The sequence below is a fragment of the Acidovorax temperans genome (assembly GCF_006716905.1).
Taxonomy (GTDB): Bacteria; Pseudomonadota; Gammaproteobacteria; order Burkholderiales; family Burkholderiaceae_C; genus Acidovorax; species Acidovorax temperans.
The window spans coordinates 66,115-85,111 of the sequence record NZ_VFPV01000003.1 but is presented as its reverse complement, the minus strand read 5'-3'; the positions used below and the strand labels follow the sequence as shown (position 1 = coordinate 85,111).

General features: G+C 61.6%; 14 protein-coding genes and 1 pseudogene. 3 read left to right on the top strand and 12 right to left on the bottom strand.

Going from position 1 to position 18,997, the window contains the following annotated elements:
* Positions 1 to 108: 108 nt before the first annotated feature.
* The 4 genes from BDD18_RS15235 to scpA form a co-directional block, all read right to left on the bottom strand.
* A complete protein-coding gene (locus tag BDD18_RS15235; protein WP_066695334.1) occupies positions 109 to 2,157 on the bottom strand; it encodes an acetyl-CoA carboxylase biotin carboxylase subunit in 2,049 nt (682 codons plus the stop codon).
* A gap of 284 nt (positions 2,158 to 2,441) precedes the next feature.
* Complete coding sequence (locus BDD18_RS15230; RefSeq protein WP_142084226.1) at positions 2,442 to 3,974, bottom strand: acyl-CoA carboxylase subunit beta; 1,533 nt, start codon at positions 3,972 to 3,974, stop codon at positions 2,442 to 2,444.
* A gap of 46 nt (positions 3,975 to 4,020) precedes the next feature.
* The gene (gene meaB / locus BDD18_RS15225) at positions 4,021 to 5,049 is read right to left on the bottom strand and encodes a methylmalonyl Co-A mutase-associated GTPase MeaB (protein ID WP_142084224.1); all 1,029 of its coding nucleotides are present in this window, start codon (positions 5,047 to 5,049) and stop codon (positions 4,021 to 4,023) included.
* Positions 5,046 to 7,217: a methylmalonyl-CoA mutase gene (gene scpA / locus BDD18_RS15220; RefSeq protein WP_142084222.1), complete on the bottom strand. Its 2,172-nt coding sequence runs from the start codon at positions 7,215 to 7,217 to the stop codon at positions 5,046 to 5,048. Before scpA ends, meaB begins: the two co-directional genes overlap by 4 nt.
* Positions 7,218 to 7,348: 131 nt before the next feature.
* Between scpA and BDD18_RS15215 the strand changes: the two genes are divergently transcribed.
* Positions 7,349 to 7,984 (top strand): GntR family transcriptional regulator, encoded by a 636-nt coding sequence (locus BDD18_RS15215; RefSeq protein WP_142084220.1) that lies wholly within the window; start codon positions 7,349 to 7,351, stop codon positions 7,982 to 7,984.
* A 35-nt stretch (positions 7,985 to 8,019) separates the two neighbouring features.
* Here BDD18_RS15215 and BDD18_RS15210 read toward each other — a convergent pair.
* The 4 genes and pseudogenes from BDD18_RS15210 to BDD18_RS15195 all read right to left on the bottom strand — a co-directional run.
* A pseudogene (locus BDD18_RS15210) lies at positions 8,020 to 8,382 on the bottom strand (saccharopine dehydrogenase family protein); the annotation flags it as partial.
* Between the two features lie 98 nt (positions 8,383 to 8,480).
* Positions 8,481 to 8,657: a Tn3 family transposase gene (locus BDD18_RS22960; RefSeq protein WP_136223706.1), complete on the bottom strand. Its 177-nt coding sequence runs from the start codon at positions 8,655 to 8,657 to the stop codon at positions 8,481 to 8,483.
* A gap of 25 nt (positions 8,658 to 8,682) precedes the next feature.
* Positions 8,683 to 9,510, bottom strand: coding sequence for an IS5 family transposase (locus BDD18_RS15200; RefSeq protein ID WP_027868003.1), 828 nt, complete (start codon positions 9,508 to 9,510; stop codon positions 8,683 to 8,685).
* Positions 9,511 to 9,727: 217 nt separating this feature from the next.
* Positions 9,728 to 10,807 (bottom strand): YeiH family protein, encoded by a 1,080-nt coding sequence (locus BDD18_RS15195; protein ID WP_244939115.1) that lies wholly within the window; start codon positions 10,805 to 10,807, stop codon positions 9,728 to 9,730.
* Positions 10,808 to 10,850: 43 nt separating this feature from the next.
* Between BDD18_RS15195 and BDD18_RS15190 the strand changes: the two genes are divergently transcribed.
* The gene (locus BDD18_RS15190; RefSeq protein WP_036216428.1) at positions 10,851 to 11,774 is read left to right on the top strand and encodes a LysR family transcriptional regulator; all 924 of its coding nucleotides are present in this window, start codon (positions 10,851 to 10,853) and stop codon (positions 11,772 to 11,774) included.
* A gap of 66 nt (positions 11,775 to 11,840) precedes the next feature.
* On the opposite strand, the gene BDD18_RS15185 is transcribed toward BDD18_RS15190, so the two are convergent.
* Positions 11,841 to 12,773: an IS5-like element ISAav2 family transposase gene (locus BDD18_RS15185; protein WP_142082744.1), complete on the bottom strand. Its 933-nt coding sequence runs from the start codon at positions 12,771 to 12,773 to the stop codon at positions 11,841 to 11,843.
* A 176-nt stretch (positions 12,774 to 12,949) separates the two neighbouring features.
* A complete protein-coding gene (locus tag BDD18_RS15180) occupies positions 12,950 to 13,420 on the bottom strand; it encodes a 1-acyl-sn-glycerol-3-phosphate acyltransferase (RefSeq protein ID WP_420837328.1) in 471 nt (156 codons plus the stop codon).
* Between the two features lie 354 nt (positions 13,421 to 13,774).
* Between BDD18_RS15180 and dusA the strand changes: the two genes are divergently transcribed.
* Positions 13,775 to 14,746: a tRNA dihydrouridine(20/20a) synthase DusA gene (dusA, locus tag BDD18_RS15175; protein WP_244939146.1), complete on the top strand. Its 972-nt coding sequence runs from the start codon at positions 13,775 to 13,777 to the stop codon at positions 14,744 to 14,746.
* Positions 14,747 to 15,136: 390 nt separating this feature from the next.
* On the opposite strand, the gene BDD18_RS15170 is transcribed toward dusA, so the two are convergent.
* Both BDD18_RS15170 and BDD18_RS15165 read right to left on the bottom strand, forming a co-directional pair.
* Positions 15,137 to 16,021, bottom strand: coding sequence for an HTD2 family dehydratase (locus tag BDD18_RS15170; protein WP_242638256.1), 885 nt, complete (start codon positions 16,019 to 16,021; stop codon positions 15,137 to 15,139).
* Between the two features lie 201 nt (positions 16,022 to 16,222).
* Positions 16,223 to 18,775, bottom strand: a complete 2,553-nt coding sequence (locus tag BDD18_RS15165; RefSeq protein ID WP_244939114.1) for a bifunctional diguanylate cyclase/phosphodiesterase — start codon at positions 18,773 to 18,775, stop codon at positions 16,223 to 16,225.
* Between the last annotated feature and the right edge of the window lie 222 nt (positions 18,776 to 18,997).

Sequence of the window (18,997 nt, the reverse complement as noted above, 5' to 3'; positions counted from 1 at the left end):
TGCTCCTGATTTGATAGCTACCAGCGCTTATAAATCAAGCGCCAGAGGCCAAAAAGACTAAAAGGGGCGCAAGGCCCCTCTGGAATGCCTGGCAAACCAAGCGGCAGATCACTGGAATTCCAGGATCACCTGGTCTACCGCCAGCGACTCGCCCTTACCCGCCACGATCTTGCCCACCACGCCATCTTGCGCGGCAAAGAGGATGTTCTCCATCTTCATGGCTTCGATCACAGCCAGCTTTTCGCCCGCCTGCACCTTCTGGCCAGGCTGCACCGCCACATCCACCAGCAGGCCGGGCATGGGCGAGAGCAGGAACTTGGACAGGTCTGGCGGTGCCTTGTAAGGCATCAGCCGGTGCAGGCGCGCGCCCAAGGGCGAGAGCACCATGGCTTCGATCTGCGTGCCGTTGTGCTGAATGCGCAGGGCCAGCGGGTTCTTGCCCGCGCCGCGCTCGACCTGGGCGGTAAAGCCCTGGCCGTTGCAGGCGCCCTGCACGCGGATCTGGCCCAGCGTGGCAGTGCTACTGATTTGATAGCTTTTGCCGCTTACTGTGACTGCGCTGGAGCCCGATTTGTCTTCAAAGTCAGACACCGTCACCTCGTGGTGCTGGTTCTGCCCTTCGGCCCCCAAAACCACCACCACGAACTGTTCACCCACCTTCACCTCGTGGCCTGCCAGCTGGCCGCTGATGCCCGAGGCGCGCGCGCGGTAGCGGCGGTTCATGAACGCGGCCAGGGCCACCAGGAACAGCGGGTCGTCGTGCGGCACATCTTCGGCCGCAAAGCCCTTGCCGTAGTGCTCGGCAATGAAGCCGGTGTTGAACTGGCCCGACACAAACTTGGGGTGTGCCAGCAGCGCGGCCTGGAATGGGATGTTGCTGCTGATGCCGCGGATCACAAAGCCGTTCAGCGCCGCGCGCATCTTGGCAATCGCGTCGTTGCGGTCGGTGCCGTGCACGATGAGCTTGGCGATCATCGAGTCGTAGTACATGGGGATCTCGCCACCTTCGTACACGCCCGTGTCCACCCGCACACCCAGCTTTTTGCTGGTGTCGGACTGGAACATGGATTCCTCCGGCGGCTGGAAGCGCACCAGGCGGCCAGTGGAAGGCAGGAAGTTGCGGAACGGGTCTTCGGCGTTGATGCGGCACTCAATGGCCCAGCCGTCGCGCTTCACGTCGGCTTGCGTGAGCGGCAGCTTTTCGCCAGCGGCGACGCGGATCATCAGCTCCACCAGGTCCAGGCCGGTGATGCACTCCGTCACCGGGTGCTCCACCTGCAGGCGGGTGTTCATCTCCAGGAAGTAGAAGTCCTGGTCCTTGCCCACCACAAACTCCACCGTGCCCGCGCTCTGGTACTTCACTGCCTTGGCCAGGGCCACGGCCTGCTCGCCCATGGCCTTGCGGGTGGCGTCGCTGATGAAGGGCGATGGCGCCTCTTCAATCACCTTCTGGTGGCGGCGCTGGATGGAGCACTCGCGCTCGTTCAGGTAAATCACATTGCCGTGGCTGTCGCCCAGGATCTGGATCTCGATGTGGCGCGGCTCCTGCACGAACTTCTCGATGAAGATGCGGTCGTCGCCAAAGCTATTGCGGGCTTCGTTCTGGCAGCTGGCAAAGCCTTCAAACGCCTCTTTGTCGTTGTAGGCCACGCGCAGGCCCTTGCCGCCGCCGCCGGCCGAGGCTTTGATCATCACGGGGTAGCCAATGCCCTTGGCAATTTCCACCGCCTGCTCGGGGCCGGCAATGGCGTCGTTGTAGCCAGGAATGGTGTTGACCTTGGCTTCGTTGGCCAGCTTCTTGGAGGCGATCTTGTCGCCCATGGCCGCAATCGAATGCGCCTTGGGGCCGATGAAGGCAATGCCTTCGTCTTCGCAGCGCTGGGCAAAGGCCTCGTTCTCGGACAGGAAGCCGTAGCCGGGGTGGATGGCCTGTGCGCCGGTTTGCTTGGCGGCAGCAATGATCTTGTCGGCCAGCAGGTACGACTCGCGCGAAGGCGCGGCACCAATGTGCACGGCCTCGTCGGCCAGCTTGACGTGGCGCGCTTCCTTGTCGGCGTCGGAGTAAACGGCCACCGTCTTGATGCCCATCTTGCGGGCGGTAGCGATGACCCTACACGCAATCTCGCCACGGTTCGCGATCAGGATTTTTGTAAACATTCTCTTCACTCCTCAGGCGATGGGATGGCGTGTAGCAGCCCGCTGTGCGGTCTGCGGCAGGCAATTTGTCGAAACGTCCGCTGTGCGGCCGTTTTCGCCACGGTTGGCGATCAGGATTTTGGTGAACATGTTTTGTCTCTTTCCAAGGGCTCTTACCCGAAACGTATTGGGTTAGGTGCTGGCACAGCCCAGCGAAGCGGTTGGGGCTAGGCGCCGGACCGCAGGCAGTAGCAGCGCTACGACAAGGTCCGGTAACGACGCCCCAAGGGCTGTGGCAGTGCCGCTCAAAGGGGAATGTTCCCGTGCTTGCGCCAGGGGTTCTCGATCTTCTTGTTTTGCAGCATCACCAGCGAGCGGCAGATGCGCTTGCGGGTTTCGTGCGGCAGGATCACGTCGTCGATAAAGCCACGCGCACCGGCCACAAACGGGTTGGCAAAGCGCTGCTTGTATTCGGCTTCGCGCGCCGCCAGCTTCACCGGGTCGTTCTTGTCTTCACGGAAGATGATTTCCACCGCGCCCTTGGCGCCCATCACCGCAATCTCGGCGTTGGGCCAGGCCAGGTTCACGTCACCGCGCAAGTGCTTGGAGGCCATCACGTCATACGCGCCGCCATAGGCCTTGCGGGTGATGACGGTGATCTTGGGCACGGTGCACTCAGCGTATGCGTAGAGCAGCTTGGCGCCGTGCTTGATGATGCCGCCGTACTCTTGAGAAGTACCTGGCATGAAGCCGGGCACGTCCACAAACGTGACCACGGGGATGTTGAACGCATCGCAAAAGCGCACGAAGCGCGCGGCCTTGATGCTCGACTTAATGTCCAGGCAACCGGCCAGCACCAGCGGCTGATTGGCCACGATGCCCACCACCTGGCCTTCCATGCGGGCAAAACCGATGATGATGTTCTTGGCGTACTCGGGCTGCAGCTCGAAGAAGTCCCCATCGTCCACCGTCTTGAGGATCAGCTCCTTCATGTCGTAGGGCTTGTTGGGGTTGTCGGGCACCAGCGTGTCCAGGCTCATGTCCATGCGGTCGGCCGGGTCGTTGCTGGGGCGCACCGGGGCTTTTTCGCGGTTGTTGAGCGGCAGGTAGTTGTACAGGCGGCGCAGCATCATCAGCGCCTCCACGTCGTTCTCAAACGCCATGTCGGCCACACCACTCTTGGTGGTGTGGGTGATGGCGCCGCCCAGTTCTTCGGCCGTGACTTCTTCGTGCGTCACGGTCTTGACCACTTCGGGGCCGGTCACGAACATGTACGAGCTGTCCTTCACCATGAAGATGAAGTCCGTCATGGCGGGCGAGTACACGGCGCCACCGGCGCTGGGGCCCATGATCATGCTGATCTGCGGCACCACGCCGCTGGCCAGCACGTTCTTCTGGAACACGTCGGCATAACCGCCCAGGGATGCCACGCCTTCTTGGATGCGGGCGCCGCCCGAGTCGTTCAGGCCAATCACCGGTGCGCCGACCTTCATGGCCTGGTCCATCACCTTGCAGATCTTTTCAGCGTGTGTTTCGCTCAAAGCACCGCCGAACACCGTGAAGTCCTGGCTGAAGACGAATACCAGGCGGCCGTTGATCATGCCGTAGCCGGTGACCACGCCGTCGCCCGGCACCTTGTTGTCCTGCATGCCAAAGTCCGTGCAGCGGTGCTCCACGAACATGTCCCATTCTTCAAAGGTACCGTCGTCCAGCAGCAACTCAATGCGCTCGCGGGCGGTGAGCTTGCCCTTCTTGTGCTGGGCGTCGATGCGCTTCTGGCCCCCGCCCAGGCGGGCAAGTTCGCGCTTTTTCTCCAGTTGGTCCAGGATGTCTTGCATGGTCGTCCTTCGGTGAAATGCTGTCTCGTTGGAATGAATTTGCTATTTATTCAATAGCTGCTGGCGCTTGTCCAGACTGCGCCAGCAGCAGATTTCTTGCTGCAGTGGAAGCCGCGATGCGCCCCGCCACCACGTCTTGCTGCAACTGCGGCAGCAGCGCGCGCACCTGCGGGTGCTGGCGGAAGGCGAGCTTGAGGCCCGCCTCAATCCGTTCCCACATCCAGGCCAGAGCCTGCTTTTCGCGGCGCTGGGCGAGGCGGCCGTTGGCGGTTTGCAGCCTCTGGTATTCGCTCACTGCGGCCCAAAAGCCATCCACGCCCTGCCCCAGCAGCGCGCTGATCTGCACCACCTTGGGGTGCCACTGGGTTTCGTTGTGGTGGGCGTTTTCGGGGTTGCCGTGCTGGCCCAAGAGGCGCAGGCTGGAAGTGATCTGCGCCTCGGCCCGCGTGGCAGCGTTCTTGTCGATGTCGGCCTTGTTGATGACCACCAGATCAGCAATTTCCATCACGCCCTTCTTGATGGCCTGCAGGTCGTCACCCGCATTCGGCAGCTGCATCAGCACGAACATGTCCGTCATGCCCGCCACGGCAGTCTCTGACTGGCCCACGCCCACGGTTTCGATGATGACCACGTCGTAGCCAGCGGCCTCGCACACCAGTAATGCCTCGCGCGTCTTCTCGGCCACGCCGCCCAGCGTGCCGCTGCTGGGGCTGGGGCGGATGTAGGCGCGTTCGTTGACAGAGAGGTGCTCCATGCGCGTCTTGTCGCCCAGGATGGAGCCGCCGGACACCGTGCTGGAAGGGTCCACCGCCAGCACCGCCACGCGATGCCCCTGGCCAATCAGGTACAGGCCCAGGGCTTCAATGAAGGTGGACTTGCCCACGCCCGGCACGCCGCTGATGCCCAGGCGGAACGCCTTGCCCGTGTGGGGCAGCAGCGCCGTGAGCAGCTCGTCTGCCTGCGCGCGGTGATCGGCGCGGGTGGATTCGAGCAGCGTGATCGCTTTGGCCATGGCGCGGCGCTGCAAGGGGCCATCGCCCCCCACAATGCCGCGCTGGATCGCTTCAGGTGTCACGCCGCAACCGCCTTGCGAATCTGCTCCAGCACATCCTTGGCGCTGGCAGGGATGGGCGTGCCGGGGCCGTAGACGCCCTTCACGCCGGCTTCGTACAGGAAGTCATAGTCCTGCGCAGGAATCACGCCGCCCACGAACACGATGATTTCATGAGCGCCCTGCTTCTTCAGCTCGGCAATGATGGCGGGCACCAGCGTCTTGTGGCCCGCGGCCAGGGTGCTCACACCCACGGCGTGCACGTCGTTTTCAATCGCCTGGCGGGCGCATTCTTCGGGGGTCTGGAACAGCGGGCCCATGTCCACGTCAAAGCCCAGGTCGGCAAACGCAGTGGCCACCACCTTGGCGCCACGGTCGTGCCCGTCCTGGCCCAGCTTGGCAATCATGACCCGGGGGCGGCGGCCCTGGTCTTCAGCGAAAGCGTTGATTTCGGTCTTGAGTTTTTCCCAGCCTTCGGCTGAGTCATAGGCAGCTGCGTACACACCGGTCACCTTTTGCGTATCGGCGCGGTGGCGCCCGAAAACCTTTTCCAGCGCATCAGACACCTCGCCCACCGTGGCGCGCAGGCGGATGGCCTGGATGGACAGCTCAAGCAGGTTGCCCTCGCCCGACTCTGCTGCAGAAGTAAGAGCATCCAGCGCTTGCTGCACCTTGGCTGCATCGCGTTTTGCCTTGATTTCCTGCAGGCGGGCAATCTGGCCGTCGCGCACCTTCACGTTGTCGATTTCGAGGATATCGACCTTGTCTTCCTTGGCCAGCTTGTACTTGTTGACGCCGACAATCACGTCCTTGCCACTGTCGATGCGCGCCTGCTTCTCCGCAGCGGCGGCTTCGATCTTGAGCTTGGCCCAGCCGCTGTCCACGGCCTGGGTCATGCCGCCCATGGCTTCGACCTCTTCGATGATCTTCCAGGCAGCATCCGCCATGTCCTGCGTCAGCTTCTCCATCATGTAGCTGCCAGCCCAGGGGTCGATCACGTTGGTGATGTGGGTCTCTTCCTGGATGATGAGTTGCGTGTTGCGCGCAATGCGGGCGCTGAACTCGGTGGGCAGTGCAATGGCTTCATCCAGCGCATTGGTGTGCAGCGATTGCGTGCCGCCAAACACGGCTGCCATGGCCTCGATGGTGGTGCGCACCACGTTGTTGTAGGGGTCTTGCTCAGTCAGAGACCAGCCCGAGGTCTGGCAGTGTGTGCGCAGCATCAGGCTCTTGGGGTTCTTGGCGTTGAAGCCCTTCATGATGCGGCACCACAAGAGGCGCGCGGCGCGCATCTTGGCCACTTCCAGATAGAAGTTCATGCCGATGGCCCAGAAGAAGGAGAGGCGCCCGGCAAAGTCGTCCACGTCCATGCCCTTGGCAATCGCTGTCTTCACATATTCCTTGCCATCAGCCAGGGTGAAGGCCAGCTCCAGCGCCTGGTTGGCCCCGGCTTCCTGCATGTGGTAGCCCGAAATCGAGATCGAGTTGAACTTCGGCATGTTCTTGGCCGTGTACTCGATGATGTCGCCAATGATCTTCATCGACGGCTTGGGCGGGTAGATGTAGGTGTTGCGCACCATGAACTCTTTCAGAATGTCGTTCTGAATGGTTCCGCTGAGCTTGTCTTGCGACACGCCCTGCTCTTCTGCCGCCACCACGTAGCCCGCCAGCACGGGCAGCACCGCGCCGTTCATGGTCATCGAGACCGACACCTTGTCGAGCGGAATCTCGTTGAAGAGGATCTTCATGTCCTCCACCGAGTCAATCGCTACACCGGCTTTGCCCACATCGCCCGTCACGCGGGGGTGGTCAGAGTCATAGCCACGGTGGGTAGCCAGGTCAAACGCGACCGACACGCCCTGCCCGCCTGCGGCCAGCGCCTTGCGGTAGAAGGCGTTGGATTCTTCGGCGGTCGAAAAGCCTGCGTACTGGCGAATCGTCCAGGGGCGCACCGCATACATGGTGGCCTGCGGGCCGCGCAGGAAGGGCTCGAAACCGGGCAGCGTGTCGGCGTAAGGCAGGTCTTTGGTGTCTGCCGATGTGTAGAGAGGTTTGACGGTGATGCCATCGGGAGTGACCCAGTTCAGGGCATTCACGTCGCCACCGGGGGCCGATTTGGCCGCTGCCTTGGCCCAGGCCTCCAGGGAGGTGGGGGCGAACTCGGGGGCGTTGTTCTGGGGGGTGTCACTCATGGCGAAGGCTTCTCCGAAGATGGCGTTGGGGGTCGTCGCACGCGACGCTCGGCTGTTACCGATGTGGCGGCAAGTTTACATCATTCATAATTATTCATTCAAAATATTCCGCGCAGCTTACAATCTGGCCCATGTCAGCTATTACCCTCACGCCCAAAGCCCTGTACGAAGAAGTTGCCGAGCAATTGCGCCAGCGCATCTTCCGCCGCGAGCTGGAGCCTGGCAGCTGGATTGACGAACTCAAGATTGCGGAAGAATTCGGCATCAGCCGCACGCCCCTGCGCGAGGCGTTGAAGGTGCTGGCCGCCGAAGGCCTCGTCACGATGAAGGTGCGCCGTGGCGCCTATGTGACGGAGATGAGCGAGAAAGACCTGCGCGACGTGTACCACCTGCTCAGCCTGCTGGAGAGCGACGCCGCAGGCGTGGTGGCCGAGCGCGCCACGCCCGAGCAACAGCAAACCCTGCGCGATTTGCACGCCGAGCTGGAATCGGCCGCAGGCAACCGGGAAGCCTTCTTCTCAGTGAACGAGCGTTTTCACATGGCCTTGCTCGACATGGCCGACAACCGCTGGCGCAGCCAGATGGTGGCCGACCTGCGCAAGGTAATGAAGCTCAACCGCCACAACTCGCTGTTCAAGCAAGGGCGGATTGAAGATTCGCTGAACGAGCACCGCGCCATTCTGGACGCCATGCTCTCGCGCGACCCCGAAGGCACGCGGCGCGCCATGCAGGCGCACTTCGCGCAGGGGCTGCAAGCCGCCACCTAGAAACCTGTTCTAAGTGGCGGAGGCACACCGCCGCGTTAAGCCACCACCGCCACCGCGCCCCCGGCGTAGGCCACGCCAAAGCGGTTGTCCAAAAAGTCGGCCAGCGGTACAGCCTCCTGCCCCACAAACCCTTTTTGCGGCAAACGCCCCTGGGCCACCAGGTCCAGCGCCGTGCAAATGCCTGCCGCCGTGGTGAGCTGGATGGCGCTGAGCGTATGGCCCGCCACGGGCGCGCCCACGATGCGTGCTGAATACGAATGCTGCACCAGCCGCCCGCCGCGAAGCCCCGATGCGGTGGCAAACACCACGATCACGTCCTGGTCGGTGGTCGGAATGGCGGTTTCCAGCAGGTCTTTGAGCAAGTCGCGCCGATCACGCAGGCGCAGGTCATTGGGGAGAATAGGGAAAACGGAAAAAATCGGGCGCTAAGCCCTGTTACCGATTCTTGAAGTCCGCAGCGGCCGATATTTTTCTCATCAACCTTCTTGCTCTTCCTTCAAATGTAATATCCGGTCCCGTAGATGTGCTCCCAGGCCAACGAGGACACGAAACTGCAGCATACTGGCGTCGGGGAGCTGCCAGGACCGCGCGCAACCTGTGTCGCCCGCTCCAGAAACACCGCATGCCAAAGAACGATGGCGCCCGTCACCAGGTTTAAGCCGCGGTCGCACATATCACCTAAGAGACGGTTTAATAACTCACCGGAAACGCATCCGGTGCAGTAATGAAGAGCCGAGCGCGATGAAAATCATCGCTTCCGACACATCAAGGCGCTGCTCGTAGTCCCGGACAAGACGGCGATAGCGCATCAGCCATGCAAACGTGCGCTCGACGACCCAGCGTCGCGGTTGTACCTGAAAGCCGTCCTGGCCCTGTAAGCCACGTACGACTTCGACGGTAAAGTCGAGATAGGCTGCCTTGTCGAGCAAGGTGCGTCGGTCGTAAGCCGCATCGCCGAACAGATGCTTGACCCATGGCCAACGCTTGACTAAAGCATCGAGGACCGATTGCGCACCTGTTGAATCGGCGATGTCGGCAGGCGTCAGATTCACTGCCAGCAGTCGCCCGTCGGTATCGACCGCGATATGTCGTTTGCGGCCGCTGATCTTCTTGTGTGCGTCGTAGCCGCGCTCACGTGCGCCTGGTGCCTTGACGGACTGGCTGTCGACGATGCCGGCCGAGGGGACGACTTCGCGCTGTTCGCACATTCGGTCCAGCATCAATGCCAGATCGTGGATCGTTCGGAAGAGGAAGCGTCGCACTAGCCGACGGAACCAGTAATACACCGTTTGATAGGGAGGAAAATCGTTTGGCAACATGCGCCATTCGCAGCCCGAACGGACCAGATAACGAAGTGCATTGATCACCTGGCGAAGTTCCGTCCTGCGGGGGCGACCAGTACGAGCAGCGCCCGGCAGTAATGGCTCGATGAGTTTCCATTCCTGATCACTCACATCAGTAGGATAACCCTTGCGCTCCTTGGGAACCCGGACCTTATGCCGTGTTCGTTGCTCTGCTGTCCACATGGCGTACTCCTATCGAAGAGGACCATTTGGACATCATAGTTGCTTCCGAGTTTTCAAACCGTCTCTAAGCGATGAATCAAGACCGCTCTGGCAAGCGCATTGCGCGACTGCTTGCCAAGCGTATCAGACTGTAACTTTCTGCAATACCACCAAGTTTCTCGTATTAAAAAAATACAGATCCTCGATTTCTAACGGTAGCCGCTAATCGGGCAGTGCTTCAAACGATGCCGAGCATTTTTATCAGGAAAAAACTGATGACTGCCAACGCCAGCAGCGACAACACGACAACTGCGGCGACCCGGCAACCGGCCCGCATGACTGAGCGCGCATCGACGCCGAGTCCGAGTGCGGCCATCGACATAATGGTGAGGAAATTCGCCGTCACGTGCATCGGCGCAATTGCCGCCTCTGGAATGGCGCCGAACGAGCGCAAGGTCAGCAGTAGCAAAAAGCCGACGATGAACCACGGGACCATATGCGACAGCGCAGGACGACGACCACCTTCGCGCCGACCAATCAGCGACAGTACCAGCACGACTGGGCCCAGCATCAGCACCCGCACCAGTTTCACCAGGGTGCCGATGTGGACGCTGCTAAGCGATATCGATGAGGTCGCGGCCAGCACCTGGGGCACCGCGTAGACGGTCAGCCCGGCAAAGACACCGAACTGCGTTGGTGAAAACGACAACAGTGACACCATTAGCGGCAGCACCAGCACCACGACAACGCCAAGCACGGCAGTGAAGGCGATCGCCGCAGCGACGTCCTTTCCATCCGCATCGATAACCGGGGCCACCGCGGCAATGGCAGAGTTACCGCAAATCGAATTGCCGCAGGCAATCAAGATGGCCATCTTGCGCGGCAGACCAAAAGCACGGCCAAGGGCAAAGCTGAGCGCAATCGCGATGGCGACCACTGCCGCGATGCCGCTCATCAGACCGATGCCGTTTTCGAGCAGCGCACCGGCGCTGACCGAAGCGCCCAGCAGCACGACCGCGATTTCCAGCAATAATTTCGCACCGACTTGGATGCCGTCTTCGAAGCGAGTATCGAGCCGATGCACCGTCCGCACGGCGGTGCCTAGAAGAATGGCCAGCACCAGGCTTTCGAGCCATGCGTGGCCAAATAAAGCGCTTTCGATGTTTTCCATTGCGTAAGCTATCGCAGTAACCACAGCGCAAAGTGCCAAGCCTGGCAGCGCGTTGCGAACGAGTTTTAGTGGTTGCTTGACCATTTGCCGCTCCTGATTCTCGAATTCAATAGAACGATTATCAAGTCGACAGATTGTTATGTCCATCTTACAATATCGAATATATCGTTCAATAGAATTGAACAATCAGATGACACTAGAACAATTGCGGATTTTTGTTGAAGTCGCCGAGCGACAGCATTTGACCCAGGCCGCCGCAGTGTTGGCGCTCACCCCTTCAGCGGTAAGTGCTTCGATCAAGGTGCTGGAAGAACGCTATGGTACTGCCCTATTCAATCGCGTCGGCCGCGGCATCGAGATCAGCGAAGCGGGCCGTATTTTCCTGATAGAAGCACGCCGCACGATCGCCAGCGCGCGCGCCGCCGAACTGACATTGGCCGAGCTGGGTGGAATGAAACGTGGCACGCTGACCATTCATGCGAGTCAGACTATCGCCAGCTATTGGCTACCCGAGTACCTCGTGCAATTTCGCCAAGCGCATCCGGCGATCGCACTGAGCGTGACCATCGATAACACCCATAATGTCGCCCAAGCAGTGCTTCAGGGGGGCGCCGACCTTGGCTTTGTCGAGGGCGCCATCGACGAGCCGACACTATCGGTCGATGCCATCGCATCCGACCAGATCGTCGCTGTAGTCGCAGCGCACCATCCATGGGCTTCAGGGAGGAGGCTGCTGCACGCGGATCTTCTTGAGGCACAGTGGATCTTGCGCGAAAAGGGGTCCGGCACGCGCTCGGCGCTCGAGTGCGCACTTCAGGCGATGCATGTCGACTTCGATGCACTCGATATCGCACTCACATTGCCGTCCAACGAAGCGGTCCGCTCCGCTGTGATGGCCGGCAAGTTCGCCACCGCCATGTCGGAACTGGTAGTAGCCTCGCATCTGCGGGCAGGTTTGCTGGCGAAAGCAAACATCGACTTGCCGGAGCGCGCGTTCTACATGTTGCGCCATCCCGAACGGTACAAGACAAAGGCATCTCTGGCGCTGGAAGCGATGATCCGCCTCTCCCAAATAGCGCGCGACGAAACGCCTGCGAAAATTAATTTGAAATAGATGGAATAAATCGGCTTTGTTGCATAAATCGGCCATAGGCCAAGGCATCCCCAATCCCAAATAGATTTACGCAGCAGCGACCGTCTGGGGCGTGCCCAGATCGGTAAATTGATTGAGGATTGAAGCTCGGATGTGCAGCTCGGTCACCTGGCGCTCAAACGTCCTGGCCATGACCTTCTCGCCCAGGCGCTTGAAGCAATTCATCTTGGTCTCCACCAGTGACCTTCGGTGGTAGCCGCTCCAGCGTTTCCAGATAGCCCGCCCCAACTGCCTACACGCCTTGACCGCTTCATTGCGGTGAGCAAATGCCAGCCCTTTGCGCAGCTTCGCTCCTTTGCGCGGCGGGATGATTGGAATGGCTCCCCGCAGGTAGCACGCCTTATGTACATCCTGCGTGTCGTACGCCCCATCACCGGTAAAGCTAGCTATCTCTTCATTGCTTGGAATTTGACCTAGCAGGTCTGCTGCCATGGGCGAGTCGCCCACTTCATTGGTTGTTACTGCGATGGCCCGAATCTGCAGTGTCTGGGCATCAATACCCAGATGCACCTTGCGCCACTGGCGGCGCCGCTGTGCGCCGTGCTTTTTGGTTTTCCACTCACCTTCGCCCAAGAACTTGATGCCCGTGGAGTCGGCCAGCATGTGCAAGCCTTTGTCACTTGCACGGTAGCGCACCTGCACATCCAAGCTCTTTTGCCTGCGACACACCGTGCTGTAGTCGGGCACTGGCCAATCCAGGCCTGCCATACCCAATAGCGACTCAACCAGGCCCAGTGTCTGGCGCAAGGGCTGGCCAAACAAGCACTTGATGGTCAGGCAAAACTGAATGGCCGCATCTGAGAATTTTTGGCAACGACCACGCTTGCCCGTGGGCTGAGCTAGCCACTGCATATCCCTATCGAGCCAAATGGTCAGCTCACCTCGCGCCTTCAACGCTGCGTTGTAAGCCTTCCAGTTCGTTGTGCGGTACTTAACCCGACCCCAGCTCGTCTCTCTCATCTCCCGAGCCTACATCAGCTGCGACCGGCATTTGTGCAACAACGCCCCTATGGGGCGCTAGAGCCTGTTTTTGTATAAAACCGGCTCACACCTCGAACTGTGTCGGGTTCTTGCCGCGAATGGGTGCGTAGAAAGCCTTGATGGCAGCCATGTCCAGCTCCAGGTCGCCAGTGGGCTCAAACACCGGCCCCAGCCCCCCCCACCTTGCGGCCGTAATCGACAAACGCCAGCACGATGGGCACGCCCGCCTGCTGGGCAATGAAATAAAAGCCCGTTTTCCAGCGCTTGGTTTTGCCGCGCGTGCCCTCGGGCGGCACGATCAGCTGCATGGGCCCGGTGGCCAGGCGCATGGCCTCTGCCGACGAGGCCACCAGGTTGTTGGCCTGCTCACGGTTCACCGGAATCCCGCCCAGCCAGCGCATCACCGGCCCCAGCGGGCCTTTGAACAGGCTGTGCTTGCCCATCCAGTACACGCGCAGGCGCAGCACAAAGGCCAGCATCAGCGTATATGGCAAATCCCAGTTGCTGGTGTGGGGCGCGGCAATCAGCACGCTCTTGGTCGCCTTGTCGGGCAACTGGCCCTCCACCGTCCACCCCGTCAGGCGCAAAGTGATTCGCGAAAACGCGCGCAGGAAGGTGTTGACCACCGGTGTGTCAAAATGGTGCGGTGCATGGGAAGGGGCGAGGAAAACGCCAGAACAGGGGGCAGCGAGAAAAGCAACAGAAACGTTTCGCTACATTTTGCCCAAAAAATCAAGAAACCTCGGCAAGAAATGCAAAAAATGAACCCTGCACATGTTCGCTATCAAATCGAGCTCGGCCCATCGCCCCAGGCCGCGCGGTGGGCAAGCCCACCACACGACGCGGTCAGGACGCCAATGGGATAATCCCACCCCCGCAAGGCCGCAGGCCCATGCCAGCCGCTTGCCCCGCCCACCCTTTTCCTTACCCTACAACCCGTGCCCTCCCCCACAAGCCCCTGGCGTATGTCCATCGCCCCGATGATGGACTGGACTGATAGGCATTGCCGCTACTTTCACCGCCTGCTGACCCGGCACACCCTGCTGTACACCGAAATGGTGAATGCAGGCGCCATCATCCACGGGGGCACAGAGCGCCACCTGCGCTTCAATGCCGAAGAGCACCCTGTCGCCTTGCAGCTGGGCGGCAGCGAACCCGCCAACCTGGCCCAGGCCGCACGGCTGGGCGCCCAGTGGGGCTATGACGAAATCAACCTGAACTGCGGCTGCCCCAGTGACCGCGTGCAGCGCGGAGCCTTTGGCGCCAGCCTGATGAAGGCCCCGCAACTGGTGGCCGACTGCGTGAAAGCCATGCGCGATGTGGTGGATGTGCCCGTGACGGTGAAGCACCGCATCGGCATCGACAAGGAAGAAAGCTACAGCTTTGTGCGCGACTTCGTGGGCACCGTGGCGGATGCAGGCTGCACCGTGTTCATCGTGCACGCGCGCAATGCCTGGCTGCAGGGCCTGAGCCCGAAGGAAAACCGCGATATTCCGCCCCTGCGCTACGAGGTGGTGCGCCAGCTGAAGGCCGACTTTCCGCAGTTCACCTTTGCCATCAACGGCGGCTTCACCACTGACGAGGCGGTGCAGGAACAGCTGGAGCACCTGGACGGCGTGATGGTGGGCCGCGAGGCGTACCACAACCCCTGGTGGCTGGCCCGCTGGGACGCGCTCTACTACGGCGAACAAGGTGGTGTGCACTGCCCCCTGACGCGTGAAGAGGTGGAACTGGCGATGGTGGAGTACATGGAGCGCGAAGCCGCCCAGTACGGGACGCCCTGGGCGCACATTGCACGGCACATGCTGGGCCTGCGCCACAGCCTGGCAGGTGCGCGCATCTGGCGGCAGGTGTGGAGCAACCACCTGCTCAAAGACCGCCCCGCCCGCGAGGTGTATCACCTGGCGCAGCAGGCCGTGGCCGAGTCGCTGGCCAACCACCAGGAACACTGAGGCGGCGAGCGCTGGTCGGCAGGAGCCATATCCACCGACCACGCCAACCCGCAAGCGCCTGGGCCTTTGAGGCCAATCACTTCAAAAAGCATAGCTGCTGGCGCTTGCGTGGTGAAGGTTACAGCCTGATTTGGCTTTGATTCCCTCTGCGAAAAGGTGCTGACGAATGGGGTGATTTTTCACCTGAATTGAAGCCCAATCGGCATCCAGGCCAAACGCCATCAGCGGCAGCAGCTATTGATTCAATAGCAAACCAATCCACCGTCGCCTTGCGGTAGCGAACCCCAGTGGTGGCCGGGGCAAGCCATGGGGTTCACGCAGACAGTGCCGTGAATCGCCTGCAACACGCCAGCCGGGTGACCCGTATCCTGGGCTTGCACCAGACGAAACTCAAAAAAGCTCGGCCGTGCCCTGCAGGGTGAGCCAGCCTTCATGGTCATTGCTCCAGAGGCGCACAGATTTCCCATCGGCCGATGGCGCGCCGTTCAAGCCAAACGGGTGCAAGTCAAACGTGGGCCGCACGGCTTTGAAGTGAAAACTCTTCACGCGGGCGCTGGGGCACTGGCGGCGCAGCAGGTCGATGAGCAGTGTGGCAATGAGCGGCCCATGCACGATGAGGCCTGGATAGCCCTCGACTTCAGTGACGTAGCGCCGGTCGTAGTGGATGCGATGGCCATTGAAGGTGAGCGCGGAATAGCGGAACAGCAGCACATCGTCTGGCGTGATGCTACGGTGCCAGGGCGCGCCGGTTTCCGCAGCGGTAGGCACTGGCACCGGGTCACCGGGCTGGGGCGCAGCGCGGTAGACGATGTCGTGCTCTTCGGTCAGCGCAAGGCCCTTGGCATTGGAAATCTCGTGCTTGACCAGCACAAACACCAAATCCCCCGTTCGGCCCGCCTTGTGCGTGATGGATTCGATGCGCGAGGTGCGCTGCACCGCATCGCCCACCAACAGGGGGTTGTGCTCTTCCCACCGCAAACGCCCACCCGCCCACATGCGGCGCGGCAGAGGCACCGGGGGCAGAAAGCCGCCGCGCGCCGGGTGGCCGTCGGGCCCGAGACCGCTTTGGCGCACCTGGGGCAAAAAATAAAGCCAGTGCCATAGCGGCGGCAGCGCAGTGCCCGGAACAGGAGCGGGGTCTTCCCGGTCCAGCGTGGCCGACAGGCCGCTGACGGGAGCGCTGGTGATGGTGTCGCGCAAAGTTTCGGCTCTGCCCTGCCAGGTTTGCAGGTGGCTCAGCAAGGCAGCGTCAACGGTGCGGAGTTCTTCGGTCATGGGCGGCACCGTACGGCAAGTGGTAGCAAGTGGTAATGCAGGGTGCTGCCGGAGGCTGGGCCTTGCGCACCGACACGACGAACAGATTCAACGAGGCCCAGCGGCAGCAATTTGCGCGCTCAACCATCCCTGTAGCGGTTGCGGGCGGCTGTAGAGATAGCCCTGCAGGCATTCGCAATGGTTCTGGATGAGGAAATCTGCCTAGGCCTGCGTCTCCACCCCTTCGGCTACCACGCGCAGCTTGAGGTGGTTGGCCACCGCCAGGATGGACTGCACGATGGCCGTGTCGCTCGGGTCGTCCGGTGCGTCCTGCACAAAGCTCTTGTCGATTTTCAGCTCGTACAGCGGCAGGCGTTTGAGGTAGGCCAGACTGGAATAGCCGGTGCCAAAGTCGTCGATGGAGAAGCGCACGCCCAGGTGCACCAGCTCGGTCATACGGGCGATGGTGTCACTGAGGTTTTCAATCAGCAGGCTCTCGGTCACTTCCAGAATCAGCAACTCTGCCTTCGCTCCGGTGGCCGAGAGCACGTTGCGGATGCGTTCCACAAAATCTTCTTGCCGGAACTGGCGCTCGCTCACGTTCACCGAGATGGTGTATTCCAGCCCCTGCGCCTGAAGCTGGGCCAAGGCCTCGCAGGCCTTGCCAATCATCCAGTCGCCCATGCGCAGGATGAGGCCTGAGGCCTCGGCCACCGGGATGAAGCGGCTGGGTGGCACATTGCCACGCTCGGGGTGGTTCCAGCGCATCAGCAACTCGCCGCCCACCACTGCGCCGCGCGCATCCACTTGCGACTGCACGAACACGGCCAGCTGGCCCTCGGCGCTGGCTTTTTTCAGGTCCTGCTCCAGCGCCAGGCGCTCCTGCACATCGGCCTGCATGGCCGCTTCATAGAAGCGAATGCGGTTGCGCCCCATGTCCTTGGCGCGGTACATGGCCGTGTCGGCCTCGCGCAGCAGGTCTTCGGCACCTTCCTGCTGCTTGGGGAACAGCGTAATGCCGATGCTGCAGGTGTTGCTGTAGTGGTGGTTCTGGATGTTGTAGGGCACATCCAGCGCGGTGCGGATGGCTTCGGCCGCCAGCAGCGCAGTGCGCCCTGCACTCTCCATGTCCAGCCCCAGCTGGCCAATCAACATCACAAATTCATCGCCCCCCAGCCGGGCCACCGTGTCCCCCGGGCGCTGCAAACCAAGCAGGCGCTGTGCGACCTGCTTGAGCATCACGTCACCCACGGCATGCCCGCGTGCATCGTTAATTTGCTTGAAGTTGTCCAGGTCCACAAACAGCAAGGCGCCAATTTGCCCCGACTTGCGGGCACCGGCCACGGCTTGCTCTGTGCGGTCGAGCAGCATGCGGCGGTTGGGCAACTGCGTGAGCGCGTCGAAATACGCCAGATGGTGCGAGCGCGCCTCGGCTTGCTTGCGCTCCGTGATGTCCCGCGACAGCGCGATGAAGCGCTGGATCGACTCGCTGGGCCCGGACTTTCTGGCAATCGAGAGTTCAAACCAGTACGGACGCCCCTGCAGGCTCAACGCGAACTGGTGCCCTGCCGAATACCCTGTGGCGCTGGCCGCCTGCAGCGTGGCGCGGCAGCCCGCAACGGCTTCCGGCGCCACGATGTCTTGCAGCCGCTGGCCCTCAAAACTGTCTGCCACCTCGGCCAGCAAAGCCTGGTGGTCGCTACGGCAGTGAAGAATGCGGCCTTCCTCGTCGATTTCCATCAACAGATCGGGAATGGCGTTGAGGGTGCTGGCCAGTTCGTCGCGCGTACCGCGCAGCTCGGCCGTCATGCGGTAAGCAAGGGCTTCAGCCCGGGTGCGGCCAGTGGCCAGCAACCACGCAAACCAGCCCAGTACGATGCTGAGCACCACGCCAAACAACGCAGAGATATGGTGCGTTTCGTACTCGTAGCGGTCTTCAAAGGCTGGCAGTGGCCTCATGCGCAGCGTCCAGGTGCGGCCACCAAACTGCACTTGGCGAAACAGCTGGCGTGGAGTGTTGACGGACTGCACCCGCGGGTCGGCAAAAAGCTGCTGCCGGCCTTCAGGGGCTGAGCCGTCGATCACATCCAGGGCAATGTCGGATTCAAATTCGCGCGAGAGCCCGGCGATGACATCGGCCATGTAAAACGGGGCCGACACCCAGCCGCGCAAAGCGTTGCGGCGCTGCTCGGCGCTTTCCGGCGCAGCACCCTTGGCATAGATAGGCAGGTACATCACCAGTCCCTTGGGTGCGGCAGAAGTGTCTTGCTCCAGGGCCAGCATTCCCGATACTGCCAGCACACCTGTGTCGGCAGCACGCTCCAGGGCATCTCGGGCCGTTGGGATGGCGTAGGCATCCAGCCCCAGCGCACGCTGGTTGTCAGCATCCAGGGGTTCAATGTGCGTCACGGCCGCATACAGGGGCCGCACCCCGGGTGGGCGGACGGTGTAGTCAGAAAAGCCGCGCTGGCGCATGTCCTGGATGTGCGCGGGCAGCTCTTCCTGCGATAACTTGAGAATCAGCGAAATGCCCCGCAGGCCCGGCCGTACCTCTTGCAGCTGCAGAGAGCTCACGTAGGTCTGAAACTCCTCGCGGTCAATGCGTTCCGAGCCTTCGAAGTACCCCCGCAAACCGCGCAGTACCAGCTCGTACGACGCCATGCGGTCTGCCAGGTTGTAGGCCATGCGATCGGCAGCCACCCGCAGGTCAATTTCGCGCCGCTCGCTGCTCGCCCGCTCTTCACTGCGCCAGTGGGCGAACGTGAGGCTAAGCATCACCAGCGACAGAATGGGCGCCAACAGCCATCCCCACCGGCGCTGTAACAGTCCGGTAGATTCTGGCAGTGCAAAAGGAGCGTCAGGGACAGGCATCGTGCATTCAAGGCGTGCCCGCCCAACGGGTGGCACAAAAGCGAGGGCCATTATCAACGGGGGAAACGGTGTGCGACATGCTTTTTAACGATTTTCAAGCCCCGTGACGGCGCCCGCACAACACCT

Excerpts from the sequence above, each read along its gene's own strand:
- BDD18_RS15195 (WP_244939115.1), bottom strand. The coding sequence starts at position 10,807 with ATGGACATAACAATCTGTCGACTTGATAATCGTTCTATTGAATTCGAG.
- scpA (WP_142084222.1), bottom strand. The coding sequence starts at position 7,217 with ATGAGTGACACCCCCCAGAACAACGCCCCCGAGTTCGCCCCCACCTCC.
- BDD18_RS15190 (WP_036216428.1), top strand. The coding sequence starts at position 10,851 with ATGACACTAGAACAATTGCGGATTTTTGTTGAAGTCGCCGAGCGACAG.
- BDD18_RS15170 (WP_242638256.1), bottom strand. The coding sequence starts at position 16,021 with ATGACCGAAGAACTCCGCACCGTTGACGCTGCCTTGCTGAGCCACCTG.
- dusA (WP_244939146.1), top strand. The coding sequence starts at position 13,775 with ATGATGGACTGGACTGATAGGCATTGCCGCTACTTTCACCGCCTGCTG.
- BDD18_RS15215 (WP_142084220.1), top strand. The coding sequence starts at position 7,349 with ATGTCAGCTATTACCCTCACGCCCAAAGCCCTGTACGAAGAAGTTGCC.
- BDD18_RS15235 (WP_066695334.1), bottom strand. The coding sequence starts at position 2,157 with ATGTTTACAAAAATCCTGATCGCGAACCGTGGCGAGATTGCGTGTAGG.
- BDD18_RS15200 (WP_027868003.1), bottom strand. The coding sequence starts at position 9,510 with ATGTGGACAGCAGAGCAACGAACACGGCATAAGGTCCGGGTTCCCAAG.
- BDD18_RS22960 (WP_136223706.1), bottom strand. The coding sequence starts at position 8,657 with ATGTGCGACCGCGGCTTAAACCTGGTGACGGGCGCCATCGTTCTTTGG.
- BDD18_RS15165 (WP_244939114.1), bottom strand. The coding sequence starts at position 18,775 with ATGCTTAGCCTCACGTTCGCCCACTGGCGCAGTGAAGAGCGGGCGAGC.
- BDD18_RS15185 (WP_142082744.1), bottom strand. The coding sequence starts at position 12,773 with ATGAGAGAGACGAGCTGGGGTCGGGTTAAGTACCGCACAACGAACTGG.
- BDD18_RS15230 (WP_142084226.1), bottom strand. The coding sequence starts at position 3,974 with ATGCAAGACATCCTGGACCAACTGGAGAAAAAGCGCGAACTTGCCCGC.